Raw genomic sequence first — 22,556 nt, 5'->3', positions numbered from 1 at the left:
GAACTCGACGACTACGCACAACAACAAGCCAAAGCCGAAGCCGAAACCCAGACCAACACCGACAGCGGCGAGGACATCCCCTTCTAAAACCTGAGTCGTCGAATCAAACGACGACGATGACGAAGAACAGGGGGCCTAGCCCTCGTCGAATCAAACGACGACACCACACTCCAAACAACCGAAAGGACAAGAAACCAAGAACACACCCACCGTCGAAAAGAACGACGACTGTATCACTCAGCCCTAGTCAGGTCTCCCCTGCTGCAGGCAGGGCCGCCGGCGTGGTTTCGTCATGCTCGTTTATATGGGGCGAATGCAGATCTACATTGCTTCAGTACCTGTCGATGACGTTGCTCGCGCGCACGACTTCTATGTCAATACGCTCGGCTTTCGAGTCAAGGTCGATGTGACCCACGGAGACTTTCGATGGCTCACGGTGACCAATGCTGAAGGTCAGGGAAATACGGAGCTCCTCCTCGAGCCAAAGGCCCACCCGGCGTCCAAGGACTACGCAGCAGCGCTCAAGGCCGATGGCATTCCTGCCACCCAGTTCTTGTCCGCAGACGTGGAGAAGGAATATAGGGAACTCACTGAAAAGGGCGTGGATTTCACTATGGAGCCCACCGACGTCGGCCCCTCTATCATCGCTGTCTTCGACGACACTGTAGGAAACCTCATCCAACTTGTACAGCTTAAGAGATAGCGAAATTGTCGCGCCCAGTTTCTTTCCGCTTCCATCGTCGCAATCATCACCGCTGTATGTATCATGCCGCTGGGCGGATGCGCGGATCGCGGCGCGGATACTTTGCCGGCGCCGCTGGTCAGCACGATTCCGTCGAGCACAGGCACCGCCGATGCACCGCAGCAGTCCAGTGACACGCAGGCACCTCCTTCCCGGCAGGTAGCCAATGCCGCTGCTTTTAAGGAAGCGCTTTTCTCAATCTGGGAATCGAAGGTACCCCGTGGCCTTCCACTCCCCAGCTTGAAGAAAAATATATGAAGCCGGGAAATACTCCTGGTGCCGGCGTGGTGAGTGAAGTCGTATACACCACCTCATTCGAGGCACAATCCCAACTGGTCATTGGCCTGAAAAAGAAGACGCCGTACTCGGTGACTTTCCTTGAGCACCCTAAGCGCTTGGTACTCGACTTCCAAGAATAGCGGCCGCGGCAACGCTAAGGGCCCTGCCTCAGCTACTTAAGAGCTGGGTGGCAGGGCCCTCGTCCTAGTCGTTCCTAGGTGATCTGAGGATTAGTCCTCCTCAACCGGAACCAGGGAAATCTTGCCGCGGTTATCAATGTCCGCGATTTCAACCTGGATCTTGTCACCAACGTTGACGACGTCCTCGACCTTTTCGATGCGCTCGTCGCCGCCCAGCTTCGAGATGTGCACCAGGCCGTCACGGCCCGGGGTCAGGGAGACGAAGGCACCAAAGGCCACGGTCTTAACCACGGTGCCAAGGAAACGCTCGCCCACCTTGGGTAGCTGCGGGTTAGCGATGCCATTTACTCGCTCAATAGCTGCCTCAGCGGCTTCGCCGGTAGCGGCAGAGATATACACCGTGCCGTCTTCCTCAATGGAGACATCGGCACCGGTCTCCTCGGTGATGGCGTTGATGGTCTTGCCCTTCGGACCAATGAGCTCACCAATCTTGTTCACCGGAATGGTCACAGAGGTAATGCGCGGAGCCAGGCCAGACATCTCATCAGGGCCTTCGATGACCTCAGCCATGGTGTCAAGGATAGCGGCACGGGCGTCGCGGGCTTGCTCGAGGGCGTCGGCAAGCACGTGCGAAGGAATGCCGTCCAATTTGGTATCCAGCTGCAGTGCAGTGATGAACTCGGAGGTGCCGGCGACCTTGAAGTCCATATCGCCGAAAGCGTCCTCAGCGCCGAGAATATCGGTGAGCGCCACGAACTTTTCCTTGCCATTCACCTCACCGGAAACAAGACCCATGGCGATACCTGCCACCGGTGCCTTCAGCGGAACGCCCGCGTTGTAGAGGGACAGGGTGGATGCACAGACGGACCCCATGGAGGTGGAACCGTTGGAGCCGAGGGCCTCAGAAACCTGGCGGATGGCATAAGGGAAATCCTCGCGGGACGGGATAACCGGCAGCAAGGCACGCTCAGCCAGAGCACCGTGGCCGATTTCGCGGCGCTTCGGGGAGCCCACACGGCCGGTCTCACCGGTGGAATACGGCGGGAAGTTGTAGTGGTGCATGTAGCGCTTGGACTCCACTGGGGTCAGGGAGTCGATCTGCTGTTCCATCTTGAGCATGTCCAGGGTGGTCACACCCAGAATCTGGGTCTCACCGCGCTCAAAGAGGGAGGAACCATGGGCGCGCGGAACGAGATCGACCTCAACGCCGAGGTCACGGATATCGGTGACGCCGCGGCCATCGATGCGGAATCCTTCAGTGAGGATCTTGTTGCGGACGATGGCCTTCATCACGGCATTGAATGCATTGCGGATCTGCTTGGAGGCATCAGCCTCATCGAGGTCATCAAAGTCCTCGATGAGCTGTGCCTCAACCTGCTCCATGTAGTCATTGGTAGCATCGTCGCGGTCCTGCTTGCCCGGGATGGTAAGCAGCTTCTCCAGCTTCTTGGAGGCAGCCTTTTCGACAGCAGCGTAGACATCATCCCCATAGGCCGGGAAGAGCGGGAATTCCTGGGTTTCCTTGGCGGCGCGCTCGGCCAGGCCTGCCTGCGCTTCGCACAGGGTCTTAATGAAAGGCTTGGCAGCCTCAAGGCCCTCAGCCACGGTGGATTCCTGCGGAGCCGGAGCACCTTCCTTGATGCGCTCGGCCACGTTCACGCCGGCGCCCGCCTCCACCATCATGATGGCAACGTCGTCCTTGCGGCCCTTCTTCACGATGCGGCCGGCAACGACCATCTCGAAGAGAGCACGCTCGTGCTGCTCGTTGTTCGGGAAGGCCACCCACTGTCCCTTCGGGTGCTTGTCATCGGCAATCAGCGCCATGCGCACGCCACCCACCGGGCCAGAAACCGGCAGACCGGAGAGCTGAGTGGAGGCAGAAGCACCGTTGATGGCAACGACGTCGTAGTACTCCTCCGGGTCCATGGAGAGGACCGTGACAACGACCTGAACCTCGTTGCGCAAACCCTTCACGAAGGTCGGACGCAGCGGGCGGTCGATGAGGCGGCAGGCCAGGATAGCTTCGGTGGAAGGACGGCCCTCGCGGCGGAAGAAGGAGCCCGGGATCTTACCCGCGGCGTACATGCGCTCTTCCACATCCACGGTCAGCGGGAAGAAGTCGAAGCCCTCACGCGGCTGGTTGGAAGCGGTGGTCGTGGACAGCAGCATGGTGTCCTCGTCCAGGTAGGTGGTCACGGAGCCACCAGCCTGTCGGGCAAGCTGGCCCGTCTCAAAACGGATAGTACGGGTGCCGAAATCGCCGTTATCCAGGGTGGCGATGGCCTCGGTAATGCCGTAGTCCTCGTCGATTGCGAACTCGACGGAGTTGTTCGTTTGATTCTTAGCGTTCTTAGCGCTCATGTATGAAACTCTCCTTGGAGCTGTCATGGCGATCTTCGGTGCCGCCTCTTCTTCGATGTTTTCTGACAACGCCCAAGGATTTTAGCAGAAGGGACAAGAAAACCCCCGCACACTTGGTGCGGGGGCTAAAAGTCGAGCGCTTAGCGGCGCAGACCCAGGCGAGAAATCAGATCGCGGTAACGGTCAACGTCGTTAGCGGCCAGGTACTTCAGCAAGCCACGACGGCGACCAACCATGAGCAGCAGACCACGACGGGAGTGGTGATCATGCTTGTGATCCTTGAGGTGCTCGGTCAGGTTGTTGATGCGGGAAGTCAGCAGCGCAACCTGTGCCTCCGGGGAACCGGTGTCGGTCTCGTGCAGGCCGTACTCCTTGAGGATTTCAGCCTTCTTCTCGGTGCTCAAAGCCATGGAAAAATCTCCTATTGTATTTCAGTCCACATGAAATGTTGCGCCTGAAAGGCGCTGCCCGTGACTACTGTGGACCGCAGTCAGCAAGCCGAAGTAGAAGTATAGAGGCTGCCCAGCTTCGACATCAAATCCTCGACGAAGCGCGCGTCGTCGACAGCAACGGCCACGCGGGTGGTGGGATTGTTTAGGCGCTCAGGGTCACCGATGGTGCGTCCGTTCTCCTCACACCGCAGATTGAGGTCGAGGCATGTGACCAGCGAAAGATCCGCTGCCACTGCCACCGCCAAGGGATCGTGGAGCCCACAACCGCCGAGGTGCGGAGACGTCGTTTTGTAGGCGCGGATGTAGTAGTCCACGATGTCCGCGTAGATCCGGCCCGTCCGCGTGCCTCGCCACTGCTTCGTATGCTCCCTGGTGAGCAACGTGCGCAACGTGACGTCGAGCCCCACCATAGTGAGGTTCTGTGCATGGCGAAAGACATAGTCCGTGGCTTGGGGATCTTGGAAGACGTTGGCCTCGGCATAAGGAGTGACGTTTCCGGGCACGGTTAGCGCGCCGCCCATCATCACGATGCGGGCGTTGCGGGCAAAGTCCGGGTCCTCGCGCATGGCGGCTGCAATGCTTGTCGACGGCCCCGTCGGCACTATCACCAAGTCCTCGCCATGTTCGCGGACCGAACGGACAAAAAAGCCCACCGCATCCTCGTAGGCTTTGCGCCGCGGCGGAGGCAAGAGAACCTCGCCGAGGCCATTGCGTCCATGAATGAACGCCGAAATGGGAGCCACGCTAAAGCCCGGCCGCGTCGGGCCGGAAAAGACAGGGACGTCCGAGGCGTCGAGAAGCTCGAGCAACGCCAGCGAGTTGCGCACTCCCAAGGCCACCGGCACGTTGCCATAGGTGCCGGTGACCCCGATCAGCTCGAGGTCAGGGTGCGCAACGGCATAGGCGAGCGCGAGGGCGTCGTCGATTCCTGTGTCGAGGTCGAGGATGATCTTCATTTAGGCCTCACGGGCAAGAATCTCACGAACTCGGGCGACGTCGCGCTCCATAGCCGCTAGGAGCTCCTCAACGGAGTTGAATTTCTCCATGTCGCGCACGTGATCGACAAAATGCACGGTGGCCTCGTGGCCGTAGAGGTCGGCGTCGCGGTCCAGCACGAAGGACTCCACAGAGCGCTCCTCATCGCCGAAGGTGGGGTTTGTGCCCACCGAAATGGCCGCTGGATAAGGAACACCGGGCTCCATGTCTCCTTCCAAAGGGGCGCCGGTGGGCTCGACCACGAACCAGCCCGCATAGACGCCATCGGCTGGGATAGCGACGGATTCCGGGAAGTACTGGTTGGCGGTCGGGAAACCGAGTTCCTTTCCGCCGCGTCCTGCACCGCGCACGACGGGCCCAGTCACCGTGAAATGACGCCCCAGCGCCCAGTTCGCGCGCGCGATATCGCCCTTGGCAAGAGCGGCGCGGATGTTGGTGGAGCAGACGCGCTCGCCGTCGTCGTCAAGCAAGGGCACGATGTCAACGCCGAAGCCGAGCTCGGCTCCGAATTCCGCCAGCGCCTCCGCCGTACCAGCCGCGCCCGCGCCAAAGGTGAAATTCTCCCCCACCACGACGTGTTCCGCATGCAAGCGCCCCACAAGGAGGTCCGTCACGTACTCGCGCGGCTCGACGCCCCGGAGCTCCTCAGTGAAATCGATGACGAGCACGGCCTCGATGCCCATTTCTTCCGCCAGTTGCATGCGGCGCTCAAAAGTAATGACGGACAACGGCGCGCGCTCCGGAAGGAACACCGAAACTGGGTGCGGATCGAAGGTCACCATGACCGCACTATGACCGTGTTCGCGCGCGTGCTCGACGGCCTTCGTCACGAGCTGCTGGTGGCCGCGGTGCAGGCCGTCGAAGACGCCAATTGTCACCGACGTCGGACCGAGGTCATCGGGGATGCTATCGATTCCGTACCAAATATCCACGGGCACCATGCTATCCCACAGCAGACGGTGCCCTAGACTGCAGGGCATGACTGATCCGCTCGAACGTTCTGGCCTCGTGGTCGTCGACAAGCCCGCCGGCATGACCTCGCACGATGTCGTGGGAAAACTGCGGCGCTTCTTCCACACCCGCAAGGTGGGGCACGCAGGCACGCTAGATCCCATGGCCACGGGGGTGCTCGTCGTTGGCATTGAGCGCGGCACGAAATTCCTCGCCCACATGGTGGCCTCCACCAAGGCCTACGAGGCCACGATTCGCCTCGGCATGGCGACCCACACCGACGACGCGGAGGGGGAAACCACGTGGGGTAAACCGGCAACCGCTGTGGAAAGTTCAGCTATTGCGCAGGAAGTTGATGCCTTGACCGGCGATATTATGCAGCGTCCGGCAGCGGTGTCCGCGATCAAAATCGATGGCAAGCGTGCCCACGAACGGGTGCGGGCGGGCGAAGAGGTTGAGATTCCAGCTCGCCCGGTCACAGTCAGCCGCTTCGATATCCTCGATACGCGGCGCACCGGAGAGTTCATTGATCTGGACGTGTCGGTGGCCTGTTCTTCGGGCACCTACATCCGCTCGCTGGCTCGGGATTTGGGGGAAGCGCTCGGCGTCGGCGGGCATCTCACCGCGCTGCGCCGCACGGAGGTAGGGCCTTTTACGCTTGACGACGCCCTCCCCCTCGACGCCCTCGAGACCTCCCCGAGGCTGTCCTTGAGCCTCGACGAGGCGCTCGCTCGTAGCTATCCGGTCTTGGAGGTCACCGATGACGAGGCTCAGGCCTTGGCCATGGGTAAGTGGCTGGAGCCGCGTGGGTTGAAAGGCACCTACGCGGCCGTCGATCCGCAGGGCCGATCCGTCGCCCTAATCAAAGAGAAGGGCAAGCGCCTGGCCACGGTTTTTGTCGCTCGCCCCTCCACTCTTTAGTTCTCAAAGTTGAGCGCCGGGACGGCGGCAGAGACGATGACATAGCCGTCCCGAATGATCCAGTGGCCGGTAATGAACGGCACCGGGGTCGGTCGCGCTAGGAGGTAGGAGACTAAAGTTCCGTCGAGGCGCAAGTCAATTTCGGCCTGATCGAAATCGAGCCACCGCCGCGTCATGGGGAACCACGTCTTGTAGGTGGCTTCCTTCGCACAAAACAACAGGCGGTCCGGGCAGGAGATGCCCGCCGCGCGGAGGCGGGACAACTGCGGCATCTCCCCTGGCCGGGCGATCATCGTCAACACGTGTTCCGGCAAGGGCTCCGCTGGCTCGGCGTCGAGTCCCATCGAGCGCACGTGTGTGGTGGGCGCTGCCACCGCTGCGCGCAACCCCTCGGTGTGCGTCATCGATCCCGTGTAGCCTTCCGGCCACAGCGGCATGCCCCGCTCACCGCGCAGAATAGGTTCCTCGCCGGTGTAATTAAGCTCCTTCAGCGCGCGGTGAGCGCACCAGCGGGCATCCCCAAATTCCGACTTGCGAACGTCCACGGCCTGCGAGACCACAGCGCGCTCCTCAGGGGATAGGTGATGGAAATTGAGGAGATTAGTCATCGACTCATCCGTGCGCACGTAGCAGTAGCGCGCAGACTCTGGGAAGAGGGAAGGCTCAAGCATGCTCGGCCCTCCCCGTCGTCTCATCGATGGTGAGCACCGGATACGGCCACTGCTGGAGGCCACCGTGTGCCTGCCATTCACGCGGATACCCTAGCGAAACCTCGATGTGGTCCACACCGTCGATATTGGCTCGGTTTGGCATGTGAAGATGCCCATAGACCACGGCTTTGGCGTTGTAGCGCCGCGGCCACGAACGCGTGTGGCGGGTACCGCACCACAAGGCCACTTCGGGCCAGCGCAAGTAGAGGGTCGGCTCCTGGACCAATGGCCAGTGATTGATGAGGACGGTCTCCCCTTCCACCCGGGACAGGCGCTTAATTGAATAGGCCAGCCGGTCCCAGCACCAAGCACGCACATCGACGAAGGGGGCAATGGCGAATTCATCGGTCATGACGATTTGCTTTTGCTTTGCGCTCGCAAGCTCTTGTTCGACCGTGGTCCCCGGCGGGCGAAAGCTGTAATCGTACAGCGTAAACAGCGGGACGACGGTCACCCCTCCGAAGACCGGATAAGGATCCTCTGGGGTAATCACGCCGATCTCACGGCAGCCTTCAACAAGCCGGTCGTATTTTGCGCGCCCCTTAAATGCGTCCTGTCCCCGAGAAAACAGCTCATGGTTGCCGGGCACCCAAATGACGGTGGCATAGCGGTTCTTCAGCCGCGCCAAGGTGTTGATCACTAGGTCAATGCGCTCGGCGACGTCCCCTGCGACGATCAACCAGTCATGGGGATTCGGCGGTACGAGTTCATCGATGCGCTCACCGTTGACTCGCACCGCCGCGTGGAGATCGGAGACGGCCCACAGAGTGGTCATAATGCCTCCTTCACACGAACATTCCCTCTACTTCTACCACAGGCTTAGACCCGCGCCCACCGCATCGAGCGAAAGCGCCAGACGACGCCTACCATGCGGATGAAGATGAACGCGGCGATCCCGCCCCATACTCCGCTAAGCCCGGTGCCAAGAGCAAAAGCCAACCAGACGCCGGGAAGGAAGCCTAGAAGTACCGCCGCCAAGGTCAGCGTGCGAAGAAAAGCTGCATCCCCAGCGCCGAGGAGAACGCCGTCCAAGGCGAAGCCCACCCCGCCGATGATGACGAGGAAAGTCATAACCCACCAAGGTCCGGAGATCACCTCGAGGACTTCCGGGCTCGTGGTGAAGATCCGCGGGATGATCCCGGAACCAAGCGCAAGAATCACAGCAAGTCCAAGGGAGAAGGACGTCGAATAGAGCGTCACCTTAGTACCCACCGTGCGGGCGTAGCGCGCTGAGCCTGCACCCAGTGCCGCGCCGGTCAAGGCCTGGGCGGCAATTGCCAGTGAATCCAGCACAAGGGACAAGAAGTTCCACAACTGCATCAAGATTTGATGCGCGGCCAGTTGTGCGGTTCCGATGCGCGAAGCCACAGCTGCTGCGGATAAAAAGGCCACTTGGAAACTCAACGAGCGCACAATGAGATCGCGCCCCAGCACGAGCTGCCGGCGTACGACGCGCCAGCGGACTTCCCACGAGCCGGTATGTTCGCGGCGCAGTTCCCTGAGAAAGAATGCCGCGATGATTCCCATCCCCAGCACCGTGGCTAAGGCTGACCCCTGCAGCCCCCACAAGTGCACGAAAATAGGCACTGCACTAGCGCCAGGGATCATGCCGGCAAGTGTGAAATACAAGGGCTTGCGGGTGTCTTGTACCCCTCGCATCCAACCGTTACCAGCCATCGTGATGAGGGTAAAGGGAATCGCGATGGCGGCGATGCGCAGCCACTGTGCGGTTCCCTTCGCCGTTTCGGGGTTGCCGGTCAACCAGGAGGCAAAGCCCCCGGCGAAGAGCCACATAAGGACCGCTAGGACCAGGCCGACGCCAACCGCAACCCACGTGGCCTGAACGCCTTCGGCTACAGCTTCCTCACGTTTGCCTGCGCCGAACAAACGCGAAGCACGCGCGGTTGTGCCATAGGACAAGAAGGTCAGCTGGGTAGTGACCACCGAATGGATCGTGGCCGCAGCCCCCAGCGAGGCCAGATCCTGCGCGCCCAACCGTCCCACTACCGCGGTGTCCAGAAGCAAATACAGCGGCATGGCCGCTAAGACACCCAAAGCGGGCACGGCAAGGCGGAAGACTTCCGCCGCAGAAACCTTGACGGGTTGCTCGCAAGCCATTTAAGACAACACACCTACCAGCTGCGCAATAACCTCCTCAGGCGTGCCGTGCGCGGTATAGCCGGCGGCTGGAATATGGCCTCCTCCGCCAAAGGTGAGGGCCACCTCGGCACAGTTCACTGCTGAGGAGCGCAAAGACACCGCCCACACTTCAGGGGCCTGTTCCTTGAACACAACCCCGATGTCTGTGCCTTTCAGGGCGCGGACATAGTCGACGAAGGACTCGATCGCGGAATCTGCGTGCGTACTGACTTCCTCATGCGGCACGAAGAGGACAGCGAGGCGGTGCTCTCCCGCTGCTTCGATCCTGAGGCCCGAGAGGACGCGACCAATCATCTGCAGGTCATCGGCGGTGCTGGCATCCATAAGATCCAACGCGATCTGCTTGGTATCAAGCCCATAGAGCATCAGGCGCGCGGCAATATCGTGCATCGCTGGGCGGCCCCACCGGAAGTTACCTGTGTCGGTCACTAGCCCGGCGTACAGACAGTGCGCGATGACGCGATCAATCTGAATGGACAGCCTATCTAAGATATCGAGCAACACCACCGTGGTGGACTCACATACCGGATCCACAACATTGATCGCACCAAAGCCATCGTTAGAAGCGTGGTGATCGATGCACAGGACGCGCCCAACGGCCGCCATCTCCTCAATGTCCCGTGCTACCGACCCAGTCCGGTCGATCGATCCGCAGTCCACAGTGACATAAAGGTCATAGCCCTGCGGGAGCTCATCCACCAACTCGATTTCATCCACGGTGGGAATGGAAAACAGGTTGGCGGAAATGTCTCGGCGCTGGCCAATCACGGTGCGGGTCTGCTTACCGCGCTGACGAAGCGCCAAGGTGAGGGCGGCCGCAGAGCCAACGGCGTCGGCGTCGGGGCGCAAGTGGGTAATGATGCAAATGCTGCTGGCCTGGACCAGCGCATCAACTGCGGCTTCGTAGTTGGTTCGTGACACTTAGTCTTCTTCCTCATCCGAGGTCTTATACGGGTTCGCATCCCCAGCCGGCTTCGCGCCTTCCTTCAGCTTGGCCAGTTCTGCATCGCGTGCACGTGCGCGTGCAAGCACATCCTCCATGTGAGCGGAGGCTTCAGGGACGGTATCGAGCTCAAAAGACAAGGTCGGGGTAAAGCGAACGGACAGCTCATCACCCACGATCTTGCGCAATTGGCCCTTGGCCCTCGCAAGAGCTTCGGCCGCCTGGTCAAAATTCGGCTCGGAATCAATATCCGTTCCGCGCACCGTGTAATACACGGTGGCATCATGCAGGTCACCCGTAACGCGGGCATCTGTGATGGTAACCAGTTCAAGGCGGCGATCCTTAATCTGGCGTTCAATCGCACTCGCAACGATTGTCTGAATGCGCTTAGCCATGCGTGCGGCGCGTGCGTGATCAACCATGGTGAAGCTCCTTTGCGTACGGTTGCTGGCAACTAGTCTAGGATACCGATTCGCCGCCGTTCGGCCGAAACGAGTAAAGCCCAGCCAGAATCTCTCCTGGCTGGGCTTTAGTACTGAGCTCTGTTACTGAGTGAAGAACTCAGGTGCGGCTAGTCGCGCGGGACCTCGACTTCTTCAAAGGCCTGAATGATATCGCCTACCTGGATATCCGGGTAGGACAGAACCATACCGCACTCATATCCGGCGTTAATCTCGTTGGCGTCATCCTTCTCGTGGCGCAGGGACTCGATCTTGGCATCGGAGGTAATGACGTTTCCGTCGCGCACGAGGCGCACCTTGCCGTTGCGCTTGACCTTGCCCTCGGTGACCATACAACCGGCAATGGTGCCGACCGCGGAGGACTTGAACAGCGCGCGGATCTCCGCTGCACCGGTGTCGCGCTCCTCGTAGATGGGCTTGAGCATGCCCTTCAGCGCTGCCTCGACCTCTTCGATAGCACGGTAAATCACCGTGTAGTAGCGGATATCAACGCCCTCGGCGTTGGCTTCCTCGGTTGCCTTACCCTCAGCGCGAACGTTGAAGGCAATGATGACGGCGTCGGAGGCCGCAGCCAAAGTGACGTTGGTCTGCGTCACCGCACCAACACCACGGTCGATGATGTTGAGCTGTACCTCGTCGTCGACCTCGATATCCAAGAGGGCGTCTTCCAGTGCCTCGACGGAACCGGCGTTGTCGCCCTTGAGGATGAGGTTGAGCGTCGAGGTTTCCTTGAGCACGGCATCCAGATCCTCGAGGGAGACGCGCTTGCGCGCCTTCGCCTGCAGTGCGGAACGCTTCCGAGCATCGCGCTGTGCGGCAATCTGGCGAGCCACGCGGTCGTCCTCAACAACCAAGAGGTTATCGCCGGCACCTGGTACGCCATTGAGACCCTGCACCTGGACCGGGCGGGACGGACCGGCTTCTTCCACATCGTTACCGAATTCGTCGAGCATACGACGCACGCGGCCATGGGCATCGCCGACCACGATGGAATCACCGATGCGCAGCGTACCGCGCTGGATGATGACCGTAGCCACCGGGCCTCGACCGCGGTCGAGGTGAGCCTCGATCGCAGAACCCTGCGCGTCCATGTCCGGGTTAGCGGTGAGCTCTAGGGAAGCATCCGCGGTCAGGATGACAGCCTCGAGCAGGTCGTCGATGTTGATGTTGTTCTTCGCAGAAATATCCACGAACATCGTGTCGCCGCCGTACTCCTCCGGAACAAGTCCGTACTCAGTGAGCTGACCACGGATCTTGTCCGGGGAAGCTTCCGGCTTATCAATCTTGTTGACCGCGACGACCACAGGGATATCCGCTGCCTTCGCGTGGTTGATTGCCTCGATGGTCTGCGGCATAACGCCGTCATCAGCAGCAACCACCAGGATGGCCAAGTCGGTGGACTTAGCACCGCGGGCACGCATGGCGGTAAACGCCTCGTGACCCGGGGTATCCAGGAAGGTGATGGTTCGCGGACCGTCTTCAACGTCCACCGTGGTTTGGTAGGCGCCGATGCCCTGCGTAATGCCGCCGGCCTCGCCCGCACCTTCGTTGGTCTTACGGATGGTATCCAGAAGGCGGGTCTTACCGTGGTCAACGTGACCCATCACGGTCACGACTGGCGGGCGCTTCTCAAGGGCTTCTTCGCCGCCCTCGTCCTCACCAAATTGCAGGTCGAAGGATTCGAGCAGCTCGCGGTCCTCATCCTCAGGGGAGACAACCTGGACCTCGTAATTGATCTCCGAGCCCAAGAGCTGCAGGGTGTCCTCAGATACGGAGGCCGTAGCGGTCACCATCTCACCGAGGTTGAAGAGCGCCTGCACCAATGCTGCGGGATCCGCACCAATCTTCTCGGCGAAGTCAGCCAGGGAAGCACCGCGGCGAAGGCGAACAACCTTACCGCCGCCGTCAGGCAAGCGTACGCCGCCTACCTCATGCTTCTGCTGCTCTTCAAACTCATGGCGCTTCTGACGCTTCGACTTCTTACCGCGACGCGGTGCGCCACCGGGACGTCCGAATGCACCAGCGGTGCCACCGCGGCGTCCGCCGCGTCCACCACGGAAACCTCCGTGGCCTGGACCGCCATGGCCTGGGCCACCACCGCGGCCGCCACGACCGCGACCGCCACCGCCGCTACCTGCGGCCTTCGACGGCATACTGGCCGGATTCGGATGCGAAGGCATCATCGCTGGCGAAGGACGACGTCCACCACGGTTGCCATCGCCCTGCGGGCGTGCGCCGCCCTTACCGCCGCGGTTATCTCCAGGCTTGCCGCCAGAGCGCTGACCCTTGCTTCCGCCCGGGCGCGGCCCTGGGCTGGGTCGATCGCTGGAGCTACCCGTGGAGAACGGGTTATTGGCCACGCGGCGGGTACCGCCAGGCTTCGGCATGGAACGCGGGGTAACTGCGCGTTCGCCGCCCTTGCGCTGTGCTCCGGGCTTGGGAGCGCCACCCGGCTTCGGGGCACCGCCCGGCTTGGGAGCGGCACCCGGCTTGGGGGCGCCGCTCTGTGTCGGAGCAGCACCTGGCTTCGGGGCACCACCCGGCTTGGGGCCAGGCTTTGGCGTGGCTGCTGGCTTCTTTTCCGCCGGCTTCTTCTCTGCAGTCTTCTTGGCAGCAGATTTCTTGGCAGCGGAAGCAGGGGTAGCTGCAGACGCGTTCTTGTCTGCGGGCTTGTCGTTGCCACCCTTTGCTTCATAGTGTGCGCGCATCTTCTTGATCACCGGCGGTTCGATGGTCGAGGATGCGGTCTTGACGAACTCGCCTTGTTCCTTCAGCGTGGCGAGCAGTTCCTTGCTGGTTACACCGAGCTGCTTTGCCAACTCGTGTACACGTAGCTTTCCGGGCACTTGTCTCCTCTTTAATCTTTCTAGGAGCCAAGGCCGCGGAACACGGCTTGACCCCTAGTTAATGGCTATGGACTTTCATCGCTGATGCTGCTTCATCGTTGTGCGCTCATCAGTGTTCGGTCTTCCTTTTTAACTCTGGGTCGCACGGACGCTTGCCCGCCGACTGCACCTGCTGCTGAGCAGCGAGGTACTCACGTACGTGACCTGTGTCCACGTCTGTGGACAATCGGAGCGCGCGCCTGAAGGCACGGGTTCGCTCCGCCAGCTCTACTGCTTCCAGATCCGGTATAATCCACGCTCCCCTACCGGGAAGGCGGCGGCCTGGATCCGGAACAACACGGCGTCCTGAAGGATCGTCCCTATCGGCGACCACCCTGAGCAGTTCCGTGTCGGGATGCTTTTGACGCGTAGCAATACACGTGCGGAGCCGCTGTCCTTGAGACATCCAACTCCTTACGTCGTATCGCCACTATTCCTGCGCCACAGCATTCCTGCATGTGGGCCGTTGTCTACTCTACGCGAAAACGGGCCAAACCTTTAATCCCACCGCAGGCCCGTCGGAAAGCTAATCGCGAGCGGCATCAGAGTGAATATCAATCTTCCATCCAGTCAGGCGCGCCGCGAGGCGGGCATTCTGGCCTTCCTTACCGATTGCGAGCGAGAGCTGGTAATCCGGCACAGTCACCTTGGCCACTTGCGCCTCCGAGTCGAGGATTTCTACGCGCACGACCTTTGACGGAGCAAGAGCGTTGCCCACATAGACGGCAGGGTCTTCGTTGAAATCGATGATGTCAATCTTCTCACCACCAAGTTCACGCATCACGTTGCTCACGCGCGAACCCTTCGGGCCGATGCACGCGCCCTTGGCATTGAGCCCCTTAACGTGACCGCGCACGGATACCTTCGAGCGGTGGCCAGCCTCGCGGGCAATAGCAATGAGCTCAACCGAGCCATCAGCAACCTCTGGGACCTCCAGCTCGAACAGGCCACGCACCAGCTCAGGGTGAGTGCGCGACAACGTGATCTGCACCTTGGCTCCGGTGCGGTTCACGCCCACGACGTAGGCCTTAACGCGGTCGCCATGCTCGAGCTTCTCCCCCGGCAGCTGCTCGGCGGGCAGCAGGAAAGCATCCTGCGAGTCGTGTTCGGTACCCAGCTGCACCACGACGACGCCGCGCTTGTTCGCGTGAATATCGCGCTGGACGACGCCCGACACAACCGTTCCGGTGAGCTCCGAATAGGAATCGTAGGTTCGTTCCGCCTCATTCTCGCGCAGCTTACGCAGGATGGCATCGCGGACCGCCTGCGCGCCGATGCGCCCAAAGTTGTCGGGAGTGTCGTCGTATTCACTGATGACCTCTCCAGTCTCCGGATCACTCTCGGTCACGACGACGGTGACAGCACCGCTATCGGCGTCGATGTCGACGCGAGACTTCGTACCTTCCGCCTTGGTCTCGGCTGACTCGGCACGGTGATCCAGGTAGGAATACAAAAGGGCACCCGCAATCGCTTCGAGCAGGTCCTTTACCGGGACGCCGCGCTCGCGCTGAATCGTGCGAAGTGCCTCTAGGTCAATATTCACTTGTTAGTCCTCTCGGGTTGCCGAGTTCTGCTCGGCGAAGTCGAACGTCTGCTGTGCCGCCTCCAGCTCCATGGCTGAAGGTTGGGCAAATTCAATTTCTACCACTGCGCGGCTTAGATTTTCCAATCGCTCAACCTGATAGCGCACCTCCTTTTTCACAGTGGTGATGAGCGCCACGGATTCTTCATCCTCGGACAGCGCTCCGATACGGGCGACGCGGGTCGTGCCAGGTTCCTCGGTGAGCACGTAGCCCACGAGCCTCCCTTGGTTGCGGCGCCAGTGGCGCGGGGCACTCAGCGGAAAGTCCACCCCCGGCGTCGACACCTCCAGGGTGTAACCCGCGCCAAAGTTGAGGGTGCCCGCCTCTTCCTGTGCATCAAAGAGCGCCGAAATCTCCTGCGAGAGCTCCTCAATGAGATCGGAACTTGGGCGTTCGTCACCGTCAACACGGATGATGACCTGAGATTTCTTTCCTGCACGAGTGGTCTTCACGTCCTCGATGTCGAGGCCGCGCGCGGCGGCGACAGGCTGCAGGATTTCGGTTAGTTGCGCGGGTGTTGGGAATGCCATGCGCTCTAGACTAGGACACCCGGGTAGGGTCTATCGCGTGAACCGCCGAGTAGTTGTGCCCACCCTCTTAGTCTGCGCCGCCCCCTGGCTGGGCGGCTGCCAAGCCACCGACGCGATCGTGGATTATTTTGGCCCCCATGCAGACCCTACGTTGACCTCTCTGGCTCACGATGCCAGCGCCGACGCCCACGCACTGCAGAAACTCGATCCCGATGCCGCGTCCCTGCGCGCGCAGCACGCAGACGAGCTTTACTCCGAAATTGAGCGCCTCTGCGGCCGCGACGAGGAAGGACACGTTCCGCGCTCCTGCGAAGTGAATCGTGAGGGTGAAGCACACGAGGCCACCGATGCGGCTGCCGTGCTTGCCGCAGCTTCTTCATCGACTGAGGAGCAGCTTGACGCGGTCTCCCCGGAATCTCGGCCCTTGCTCGTCGCCCAAGCCATCGCAATGGAGGCCCGCTCCACCGATGAACCGGGCGCTGTGCCGGAGCTGACGGAGGGTGACGCTGACCTCGCCACCGAACTCTTGGACTGGGAATACCAGCAGGTGTATGCCTTGGACTTTGCTCGTTCCTATGTCACACCTGACGTCGAAGAGCTGGTTGATGAGCGCCTCGCTCTGCACGAGAGCCGCGTCCTCGCACTCCAAGAAGCAGTAGCCAAAATCGGACCAGTGCCACAGCCCGCAGCGGCCTACACCTCGTCCTCCGGTGAGCTGCCCGTAGACGCCGCCTCAGCGCGCGCGTTCCTTGACGACGTCGCGCATAGTGACACGGTGACATGGGCCTCCGCCGCCTCACAGGAGGCGCCCAACCAAGCGGCACCCAATGCTGAATGGCGAAGCTGGCTTATTTCTGTAGCCGCCCAATCTCACCGCATCAGTGCAGCTTAATTCCTCCCTCGCGGGCTCGATTTTCCTGAGCTACCGACGTTTGGCGTTCTTTTCGGCGTACAGCGACCAGGCATAGCGCATGACCGGAATCTGCAACGGCAGACGCACCGCGTGGTAGATCTTCTTGCCGGTTGATGCCTTGCCGCTTTCTAAGTCCCTGTAGGCCTGGTAGAAGTTCGCCGGCCACACGGCGGCGAGCAAAGCTAGGGCTGAAAGGCCGCCTGCAGGCCGCGTCGATGGGTTCGCCAGGAGCGCACCGGTAACCACTTCCCAGGCGCCAGAGGTGAAGTTGTAGAAGCGAGCCGACCCTGGAAGTTGTGGCGGGATGATGGACTCGAAGGGCTTCGGCTTAGCAAAATGCAGCACTCCCATGGCAGAGAGTGCTGCAGCCATTGAATATGCCAGTGCGGGGTGGTGAGAACTCATACCCGCGAGCCTACGCGCTTAACGCACCTAGCCGCGGATGAGCTCCGTTAAGGTGTCCACGATGGAGTCTGCGGGGACCTCACGGGTTTCGCCGCCACGGATGCGCAACTCAATGATGCCGTCCTTGAAGGAGCGGCCCAGGATGGCGATAAAGGGCATACCCAGCAGCTCCGCATCCTTGAACTTCACGCCCGGGGAAACCTTGGGGCGGTCGTCGAAAAGCACCTCGATGCCAGCGCGATCTAGGTCCTCCACCAGCTTCTGACCGGCCTCGAGGGCAGCGGCGTCCTTGTTCGCCACGGCCACGTGCACCTGGTACGGGGCCACGGCCACTGGCCAGTTGAGGCCCTTCTCATCGTGGCGCTGCTCCGCCAGCACGGCGAGCATGCGCGTGACACCAATGCCATAGGAGCCCATGGTCGGCACGGCGCGCTTGCCATTCTCATCCAGAATCTGGACGTCGAATGCTTCGGTGTACTTGCGGCCCAGCTGGAAGATGTGGCCCAACTCAATGCCGCGCTCCAGGGTCAGAGTGCCCTGACCGTTCGGCGCCGGGTCACCTTCCTTGACCTCCGCGGCCTCGATGAACTCATCCACGGTGAAATCACGGCCGGCCACCAAGCCGACGACGTGACGCTGCGGGGCATCCGCGCCGGTAATCCACGACGAACCGGAAACTACGCGCGGGTCGGCATAAACCTTCACGTCGTGAGCGTTGAGGGCACGCGGGCCAACGTAGCCCTTGACCAAGAAGGGGTTCTTCTTGAAGTCGCCCTCGCCGGCGAGCTCAAACTCGACCGGCTCCAGCGAAGCCTCCAAGCGCTTTTCATCCAGCTCGCGGTCGCCCGGAATAAGGACGGCGGCCAGCTCCCATTTCTTCTCTTCCTCAGCGGCCGCGGGCGCAGCCACCTTGATCATCATGCACTTGAGGGTGTCCGCTGCGGTGACCTCGCGGCCGTCGACAGTAATGCCAGCACCCTTAGCCCACTCCACCAGGGACTCGATGGTCTCGGATTTCGGAGTCTCGTGCTCCTGTGCCTCCGGCAGACCGTCGAAGGGAATCTCCTCCGGCGCCTGGGTCACTACTGCTTCCACGTTGGCTGCGTAGTCTCCCTCCGTGGCGCGAACGAAGGTATCCTCACCCACCTCGGACACGGCGAGGAACTCCTCGGAGGCCGAGCCACCCATCGCACCGGAGGTGGCCTTACAGATCGCGTAATCGATCTCTAGGCGGTCGAAGATGTTCTGGTAGGCCTTGCGGTGGCGGGCATAGGACTCATCGAGCCCCTCATCCGTCATGTCGAAGGAGTAGGAGTCCTTCATGGTGAATTCGCGGCCGCGCAGCACGCCAGCGCGCGGACGTTCCTCATCGCGGTACTTCGTCTGAATCTGGTACAGCGTGACCGGGAAGTCCTTGTAGGAGGAATACATATCCTTCACCGCAGTGGCGAACATCTCCTCATGGGTCGGGCCCAGCAGCATGTCCGCACCCTTGCGATCCTTAAGCCTGAACAAATTATCGCCGTATTCCGTCCAGCGGTTCGACTGCTCATAAGGATCGCGCGGCAGCAGCGCCGGGAAGAGCATCTCCTGGCCACCGATGGCGTTCATTTCCTGGCGGATAACGTCTTCGATCTTGCGCATGGCGCGCAGTCCCAATGGCAACCAGGTGTACACACCCGGCGCGACGCGGCGCACATAGCCTGCGCGGACGAGAAGCTTGTGGCTGGGGACTTCGGCATCAGCCGGATCCTCACGAAGAGTGCGGAGGAAAAGCTCAGAAAGACGTGTAATCATGGTTGCTCAGTCTACATCGCTAGCATGTAGCCATGCTGATCATCCTCCCTCCTTCTGAGACCAAAGCACACGGCGGCAGCGGCGCGCCCCTCAACTGGGAAGAGCTCTCTTTCCCCGCGCTGAATCCAATACGCCAAGAAATCGCTGCTGAATTGTCTTCTTTGCCCCTCGACGAGGCGCAAAAGGTGCTCAAGCTCTCGGAAAAGCTGCGTGGGGAAGCCGAGTCCAACCGCGAGTTGGCGTCCTCCCCCACCATGCCCGCGCTGGAGCGGTTTACGGGCGTGCTGTACGACGCCCTCGATTCCCCCTCCCTTCCCCCAGCCGCACGTCAACACCTCGCTGTGGGTGATGCGCTCTTCGGGTTGCTGCGCGCCGATGATCTCATCCCGCACTACCGGCTTTCCGGTGGCACCAAGTTGGGTGGGAAGACTCTCAAGTCACGCTGGGGTACGGCCATCACCGATGAGCTGCGCGCGCTAGTAGCCGCAGGCGAGTTCCTCATCGACATGCGCTCGGGCACCTACCAGCAGTTGGGCAAGCTCAAGGACGTCGCCACGGTGCGCGTGGAAACGGTGCAGGAGGATGGTTCGCGCAAGGTGGTCTCCCACTTCAACAAGCACTACAAGGGTGAGCTCGCCCGCGTACTCGCCCTCCAGGGTGAGAGCGTCTCCTCCCTCGAGGATGCCGCCCGCGTAGCCCAGGCGGCGGGCATGAATACCGAACTGCGCGGCAGCGAGCTGGTGCTCGTGGTCTGATTTATCTATTTATCAATTTATCTACGCTCGCCGATTTATCTATTTATCAATTTATCTGCCTGCTATATACTTCCAGCATGACTGGAAACCCTTTTCGCCCAACCTTTGGTGCCAGCCCACTTAAGTGGGCTGGCCGCAGTGCGGTCCTCAATGACTTCACGGTTGGGCTCGACGGCGGAGTTGGCAACCCTAATCGCGCAATGCTTATTAGCGGTCATCGTGGGATGGGCAAAACGGTCCTGTTGACTGAGCTCGAGGACATCGCAGCCCAACAAGGATGGGCTGTTATTCGAGTCAGTGGTCGAAGCAATTCAGTCACTCAGCTCATCGACTCCATCATCCCAGAAAAGATCAACCAGCTGGCTTCTCCATCAACCCGTCGAATCAAAGACATACGTATAGCGGGCCTCGGTGGCATTGGTACTGAAGAGATTGGTACGCCACCAGTGCCAACATTAGAATCGCGCTTGCGCGAACTCTCCGCTCATCTCCGAGACAGCGGAATTCTACTTACTATCGATGAGATTCAGGACGCCGATCCTCATGACCTTGAGATAATCGCAGTCGCATTCCAGCATCTTGTTCGCGATGAACTCGACGTTTCCATCGTGATGGCAGGGCTTACTGCCGGTGTTGACAAGCTTCTACACCTGCCGGGAACAACGTTTCTGCGCCGTGCCCGCAGATTTCACCTAGGACCTGTTAACCCGCAAGCTACGACCAGCGCTTTCAAAGATACGGCAGCTTTGACTTCGATTGCTTTCAACGACGAAGCCGCCGACCGCGCTACTGAAGCGAGCCACGGTTATCCCTTCCTCATCCAGCTCATCGGGTACTTGGCCTGGAACGCTGCATCCCAAGCCAGTGAGACGACCATTTCCTCAACAACCGTCGACGCAGTTCTTGGTGAGGCAATCACGACAATGGGAACCCAAGTGCACGATCCTGCGGTACGTGCGCTCAGCCAACGACAACTTGAGTACCTTCACGCGCTGGCTGATATCGCAGATGAGGCGGGGACGGCCACATCTGGCGCTATCGCTCACGAGCTGAAGACAACGACGACGTCTCTCAGTGAAGTGCGCGCGCGTTTGCTAGAGCAGGGGCTTATCGATGCCCCACGGCACGGCACGGTTGCTCTCGCCCTGCCGTACCTCCGCGATTATCTTCACGCAGGCGGCGAACAAACCTACGTGGACTAAACGTTACTGATTACACCAGCGGGTTATAACGCAAACTATTGCGTTTGAGCTCGCACTCAGTGGCGATAGAGATGCCGGAGGCAATCTTTCCGCGCTCACGAAGGCGGAACATGGCGTCCACGACGCGATCACGCAAGCCCCATGGATCGATGGTGTTGATGTAGACCTTCGTGCCGCCTTCAAAGCCGGCCAAGGTCGATACCCTGAGCTTGATCATCACGCGCCACGGCTGCGGCAGATCCACGCTGGGTGGGCGGTGGTGCCACTCTTCATTGCATGCCACATCCGGCCCCACTGCGGCGTGTGCAGCATGGATCAGATCCGACATTCCACGGACTTCGCCAGGTGTTTGTTCCCACGGTTCACAGCGGGGCGACTTGGAGAAGATCTCCAGCGTGGGATAGCGGTGGCCAAAGCCGGCGAAGAGGACCGCATAGTCATTCTCTGCGATAACAAGGTTGCGCTTTGCCGCATACCCAACTGCCCAATCGTTGTACATGTTGGGGTGTGCACGTAGAATCGCATTTTCTTGCTGGGCTGCCATGCCCAGAGCATCAATCGCGACGAGCTGCTTGTGCAGGTGGTCGAAGGACGCGCCCGCCGGTGCCAGCCAGTTCTGGAACACGGCGACATAAGAGGCATAGCGGTTTCGCTGGTAGAGCTCGCGCGTTGATTCCGCGGTGAAGGTTGTGAGCAGAAAGTGCTCATCGGGGCTCAGCGTGCCGGAGGAAGCCAGCTGGCTGTCGTCGACCGCCCCCTCCACGAAGTGGCGCGAAGAAATGATGACATCGTGCCCGCCACCGAAGAAGCCATCGGCGAGGGCGAGGAGAGAGTCGTCGCCCAGCGCGGCGTCTTTGCCCGCGGCCTTGAGTTTGGTGCGCACCACGTTGAGTACGTGCAGGCGCCCGGCCTCATCGGCTTCATATTTCTCCTTGTGCTGAGCTAGGTCTGGGTCCATGGTGAAGCCATAGTTCTCATGCCAGTAGTCATAAGACACGATCTCAAAAAGGTTAGGAACCCGGCGAAACACCGGCTGGGTTGTGTCCAGCTCGTGTGGAAGGAGCCCGCGCTGGATCTCCCCCGAAGCCAGGATGCGGGACTTTTCCGGCGGGGTGTCTAACATGCGCCCGGAGCAAAAAGCACAGCTGTGCGTCATGGCATCGGCCGTCAGGGGCTGCGGATCCTTCGCAGGACGCGAGAGCGGACGGTTTCCACGTCCCGGCACCGTCCACACCTCCGTTCCGGAGAAGGGGTTGACCTGTTTGACGGTCCCATCCGCCATGGTCTGGATAGGTTCGACGCGGCTAAAGAGTGCTTCGCTCATGCAGCCCAGCGTAGACCTCCCTGCTCACCGGTGCGACTAGACTTAA

The 22,556-nt window shown here is 60.8% G+C and carries 22 protein-coding genes; 6 read left to right on the top strand and 16 right to left on the bottom strand.

Going from position 1 to position 22,556, the window contains the following annotated elements; all coding sequences use genetic code 11:
- Window positions 1-313 precede the first annotated feature (313 nt).
- The gene (locus HMPREF2604_RS12130; protein ID WP_070565607.1) at window positions 314-703 is read left to right on the top strand and encodes a VOC family protein; all 390 of its coding nucleotides are present in this window, start codon (window positions 314-316) and stop codon (window positions 701-703) included.
- Window positions 704-996: 293 nt separating this feature from the next.
- Entirely contained in the window at window positions 997-1,161 is a 165-nt protein-coding gene (locus HMPREF2604_RS13750) for an AMIN-like domain-containing (lipo)protein (RefSeq protein ID WP_246818427.1), read from the top strand.
- A gap of 90 nt (window positions 1,162-1,251) precedes the next feature.
- Here the strand turns inward: HMPREF2604_RS13750 and HMPREF2604_RS12125 are convergent, their stop codons facing one another.
- The 4 genes from HMPREF2604_RS12125 to HMPREF2604_RS12110 form a co-directional block, all read right to left on the bottom strand.
- Window positions 1,252-3,522 carry a polyribonucleotide nucleotidyltransferase gene (locus HMPREF2604_RS12125; protein ID WP_070520124.1) on the bottom strand — a complete coding sequence of 757 codons (2,271 nt, stop codon included), beginning with the start codon at window positions 3,520-3,522 and terminating at the stop codon, window positions 1,252-1,254.
- A gap of 140 nt (window positions 3,523-3,662) precedes the next feature.
- Window positions 3,663-3,932: a 30S ribosomal protein S15 gene (gene rpsO, locus HMPREF2604_RS12120; protein WP_010190317.1), complete on the bottom strand. Its 270-nt coding sequence runs from the start codon at window positions 3,930-3,932 to the stop codon at window positions 3,663-3,665.
- An 80-nt stretch (window positions 3,933-4,012) separates the two neighbouring features.
- Window positions 4,013-4,930: a nucleoside hydrolase gene (locus tag HMPREF2604_RS12115; protein ID WP_070565606.1), complete on the bottom strand. Its 918-nt coding sequence runs from the start codon at window positions 4,928-4,930 to the stop codon at window positions 4,013-4,015.
- A complete protein-coding gene (locus HMPREF2604_RS12110; RefSeq protein WP_070565604.1) occupies window positions 4,931-5,911 on the bottom strand; it encodes a bifunctional riboflavin kinase/FAD synthetase in 981 nt (326 codons plus the stop codon). It abuts the gene before it with no gap.
- A 37-nt stretch (window positions 5,912-5,948) separates the two neighbouring features.
- On the opposite strand from HMPREF2604_RS12110, the gene truB reads away from it, so the two are divergent.
- Window positions 5,949-6,842, top strand: coding sequence for a tRNA pseudouridine(55) synthase TruB (gene truB, locus HMPREF2604_RS12105; protein ID WP_070565602.1), 894 nt, complete (start codon window positions 5,949-5,951; stop codon window positions 6,840-6,842).
- Here truB and HMPREF2604_RS12100 read toward each other — a convergent pair.
- From HMPREF2604_RS12100 to rimP, 9 genes are all read right to left on the bottom strand, one after another.
- Window positions 6,839-7,513 carry a 4'-phosphopantetheinyl transferase family protein gene (locus tag HMPREF2604_RS12100; RefSeq protein WP_070533120.1) on the bottom strand — a complete coding sequence of 225 codons (675 nt, stop codon included), beginning with the start codon at window positions 7,511-7,513 and terminating at the stop codon, window positions 6,839-6,841. The two genes, truB and HMPREF2604_RS12100, sit on opposite strands and share 4 nt — an antisense overlap.
- Window positions 7,506-8,327, bottom strand: coding sequence for a metallophosphoesterase family protein (locus HMPREF2604_RS12095; protein ID WP_070520114.1), 822 nt, complete (start codon window positions 8,325-8,327; stop codon window positions 7,506-7,508). The genes HMPREF2604_RS12100 and HMPREF2604_RS12095 overlap by 8 nt, the downstream gene beginning before the upstream one ends.
- A 44-nt stretch (window positions 8,328-8,371) precedes the next feature.
- Window positions 8,372-9,670, bottom strand: a complete 1,299-nt coding sequence (locus HMPREF2604_RS12090) for an MATE family efflux transporter (protein WP_070565600.1) — start codon at window positions 9,668-9,670, stop codon at window positions 8,372-8,374.
- The gene (locus HMPREF2604_RS12085; protein ID WP_070565598.1) at window positions 9,671-10,633 is read right to left on the bottom strand and encodes a DHH family phosphoesterase; all 963 of its coding nucleotides are present in this window, start codon (window positions 10,631-10,633) and stop codon (window positions 9,671-9,673) included.
- Window positions 10,634-11,077, bottom strand: a complete 444-nt coding sequence (gene rbfA / locus HMPREF2604_RS12080; protein WP_070533123.1) for a 30S ribosome-binding factor RbfA — start codon at window positions 11,075-11,077, stop codon at window positions 10,634-10,636.
- A 149-nt stretch (window positions 11,078-11,226) separates the two neighbouring features.
- Window positions 11,227-13,962: a translation initiation factor IF-2 gene (gene infB / locus HMPREF2604_RS12075; protein ID WP_070520106.1), complete on the bottom strand. Its 2,736-nt coding sequence runs from the start codon at window positions 13,960-13,962 to the stop codon at window positions 11,227-11,229.
- 109 nt (window positions 13,963-14,071) lie between these two features.
- A complete protein-coding gene (locus HMPREF2604_RS12070) occupies window positions 14,072-14,407 on the bottom strand; it encodes a YlxR family protein (RefSeq protein WP_070565596.1) in 336 nt (111 codons plus the stop codon).
- A 120-nt stretch (window positions 14,408-14,527) separates the two neighbouring features.
- The gene (gene nusA, locus HMPREF2604_RS12065; RefSeq protein ID WP_070533127.1) at window positions 14,528-15,544 is read right to left on the bottom strand and encodes a transcription termination factor NusA; all 1,017 of its coding nucleotides are present in this window, start codon (window positions 15,542-15,544) and stop codon (window positions 14,528-14,530) included.
- Between the two features lie 3 nt (window positions 15,545-15,547).
- Complete coding sequence (rimP, locus tag HMPREF2604_RS12060; RefSeq protein WP_070565594.1) at window positions 15,548-16,114, bottom strand: ribosome maturation factor RimP; 567 nt, start codon at window positions 16,112-16,114, stop codon at window positions 15,548-15,550.
- Between the two features lie 37 nt (window positions 16,115-16,151).
- On the opposite strand from rimP, the gene HMPREF2604_RS12055 reads away from it, so the two are divergent.
- On the top strand, window positions 16,152-17,006 hold the full coding sequence (locus tag HMPREF2604_RS12055) for a hypothetical protein (RefSeq protein WP_070533131.1): 855 nt from the start codon (window positions 16,152-16,154) through the stop codon (window positions 17,004-17,006).
- 30 nt (window positions 17,007-17,036) lie between these two features.
- On the opposite strand, the gene HMPREF2604_RS12050 is transcribed toward HMPREF2604_RS12055, so the two are convergent.
- Window positions 17,037-17,432 (bottom strand): DoxX family protein, encoded by a 396-nt coding sequence (locus HMPREF2604_RS12050; RefSeq protein WP_070533133.1) that lies wholly within the window; start codon window positions 17,430-17,432, stop codon window positions 17,037-17,039.
- Window positions 17,433-17,459: 27 nt separating this feature from the next.
- The gene (locus HMPREF2604_RS12045) at window positions 17,460-19,229 is read right to left on the bottom strand and encodes a proline--tRNA ligase (protein WP_070565593.1); all 1,770 of its coding nucleotides are present in this window, start codon (window positions 19,227-19,229) and stop codon (window positions 17,460-17,462) included.
- 32 nt (window positions 19,230-19,261) lie between these two features.
- Between HMPREF2604_RS12045 and yaaA the strand changes: the two genes are divergently transcribed.
- Entirely contained in the window at window positions 19,262-19,984 is a 723-nt protein-coding gene (gene yaaA, locus HMPREF2604_RS12040; protein ID WP_070565591.1) for a peroxide stress protein YaaA, read from the top strand.
- Window positions 19,985-20,061: 77 nt separating this feature from the next.
- The gene (locus tag HMPREF2604_RS12035) at window positions 20,062-21,186 is read left to right on the top strand and encodes an ATP-binding protein (protein WP_070520090.1); all 1,125 of its coding nucleotides are present in this window, start codon (window positions 20,062-20,064) and stop codon (window positions 21,184-21,186) included.
- 10 nt (window positions 21,187-21,196) lie between these two features.
- On the opposite strand, the gene HMPREF2604_RS12030 is transcribed toward HMPREF2604_RS12035, so the two are convergent.
- On the bottom strand, window positions 21,197-22,510 hold the full coding sequence (locus tag HMPREF2604_RS12030) for a DUF4921 family protein (RefSeq protein ID WP_185963332.1): 1,314 nt from the start codon (window positions 22,508-22,510) through the stop codon (window positions 21,197-21,199).
- Window positions 22,511-22,556 lie beyond the last annotated feature (46 nt).

The organism is Corynebacterium sp. HMSC055A01, from assembly GCF_001809405.1.
In the GTDB taxonomy this organism is placed as follows: Bacteria; Actinomycetota; Actinomycetes; order Mycobacteriales; family Mycobacteriaceae; genus Corynebacterium; species Corynebacterium hesseae.
The sequence above is the reverse complement of the archived record's forward strand: the minus strand, read 5'-3'. Positions and strand labels throughout refer to the sequence as shown.

Excerpts from the sequence above, each read along its gene's own strand:
- HMPREF2604_RS12130 (WP_070565607.1), top strand. The coding sequence starts at position 314 with ATGCAGATCTACATTGCTTCAGTACCTGTCGATGACGTTGCTCGCGCG.
- HMPREF2604_RS13750 (WP_246818427.1), top strand. The coding sequence starts at position 997 with ATGAAGCCGGGAAATACTCCTGGTGCCGGCGTGGTGAGTGAAGTCGTA.
- HMPREF2604_RS12125 (WP_070520124.1), bottom strand. The coding sequence starts at position 3,522 with ATGAGCGCTAAGAACGCTAAGAATCAAACGAACAACTCCGTCGAGTTC.
- rpsO (WP_010190317.1), bottom strand. The coding sequence starts at position 3,932 with ATGGCTTTGAGCACCGAGAAGAAGGCTGAAATCCTCAAGGAGTACGGC.
- HMPREF2604_RS12115 (WP_070565606.1), bottom strand. The coding sequence starts at position 4,930 with ATGAAGATCATCCTCGACCTCGACACAGGAATCGACGACGCCCTCGCG.
- HMPREF2604_RS12110 (WP_070565604.1), bottom strand. The coding sequence starts at position 5,911 with ATGGTGCCCGTGGATATTTGGTACGGAATCGATAGCATCCCCGATGAC.
- truB (WP_070565602.1), top strand. The coding sequence starts at position 5,949 with ATGACTGATCCGCTCGAACGTTCTGGCCTCGTGGTCGTCGACAAGCCC.
- HMPREF2604_RS12100 (WP_070533120.1), bottom strand. The coding sequence starts at position 7,513 with ATGCTTGAGCCTTCCCTCTTCCCAGAGTCTGCGCGCTACTGCTACGTG.
- HMPREF2604_RS12095 (WP_070520114.1), bottom strand. The coding sequence starts at position 8,327 with ATGACCACTCTGTGGGCCGTCTCCGATCTCCACGCGGCGGTGCGAGTC.
- HMPREF2604_RS12090 (WP_070565600.1), bottom strand. The coding sequence starts at position 9,670 with ATGGCTTGCGAGCAACCCGTCAAGGTTTCTGCGGCGGAAGTCTTCCGC.
- rbfA (WP_070533123.1), bottom strand. The coding sequence starts at position 11,077 with ATGGTTGATCACGCACGCGCCGCACGCATGGCTAAGCGCATTCAGACA.
- HMPREF2604_RS12070 (WP_070565596.1), bottom strand. The coding sequence starts at position 14,407 with ATGTCTCAAGGACAGCGGCTCCGCACGTGTATTGCTACGCGTCAAAAG.
- rimP (WP_070565594.1), bottom strand. The coding sequence starts at position 16,114 with ATGGCATTCCCAACACCCGCGCAACTAACCGAAATCCTGCAGCCTGTC.
- HMPREF2604_RS12050 (WP_070533133.1), bottom strand. The coding sequence starts at position 17,432 with ATGAGTTCTCACCACCCCGCACTGGCATATTCAATGGCTGCAGCACTC.
- HMPREF2604_RS12045 (WP_070565593.1), bottom strand. The coding sequence starts at position 19,229 with ATGATTACACGTCTTTCTGAGCTTTTCCTCCGCACTCTTCGTGAGGAT.
- yaaA (WP_070565591.1), top strand. The coding sequence starts at position 19,262 with ATGCTGATCATCCTCCCTCCTTCTGAGACCAAAGCACACGGCGGCAGC.
- HMPREF2604_RS12035 (WP_070520090.1), top strand. The coding sequence starts at position 20,062 with ATGACTGGAAACCCTTTTCGCCCAACCTTTGGTGCCAGCCCACTTAAG.
- HMPREF2604_RS12030 (WP_185963332.1), bottom strand. The coding sequence starts at position 22,510 with ATGAGCGAAGCACTCTTTAGCCGCGTCGAACCTATCCAGACCATGGCG.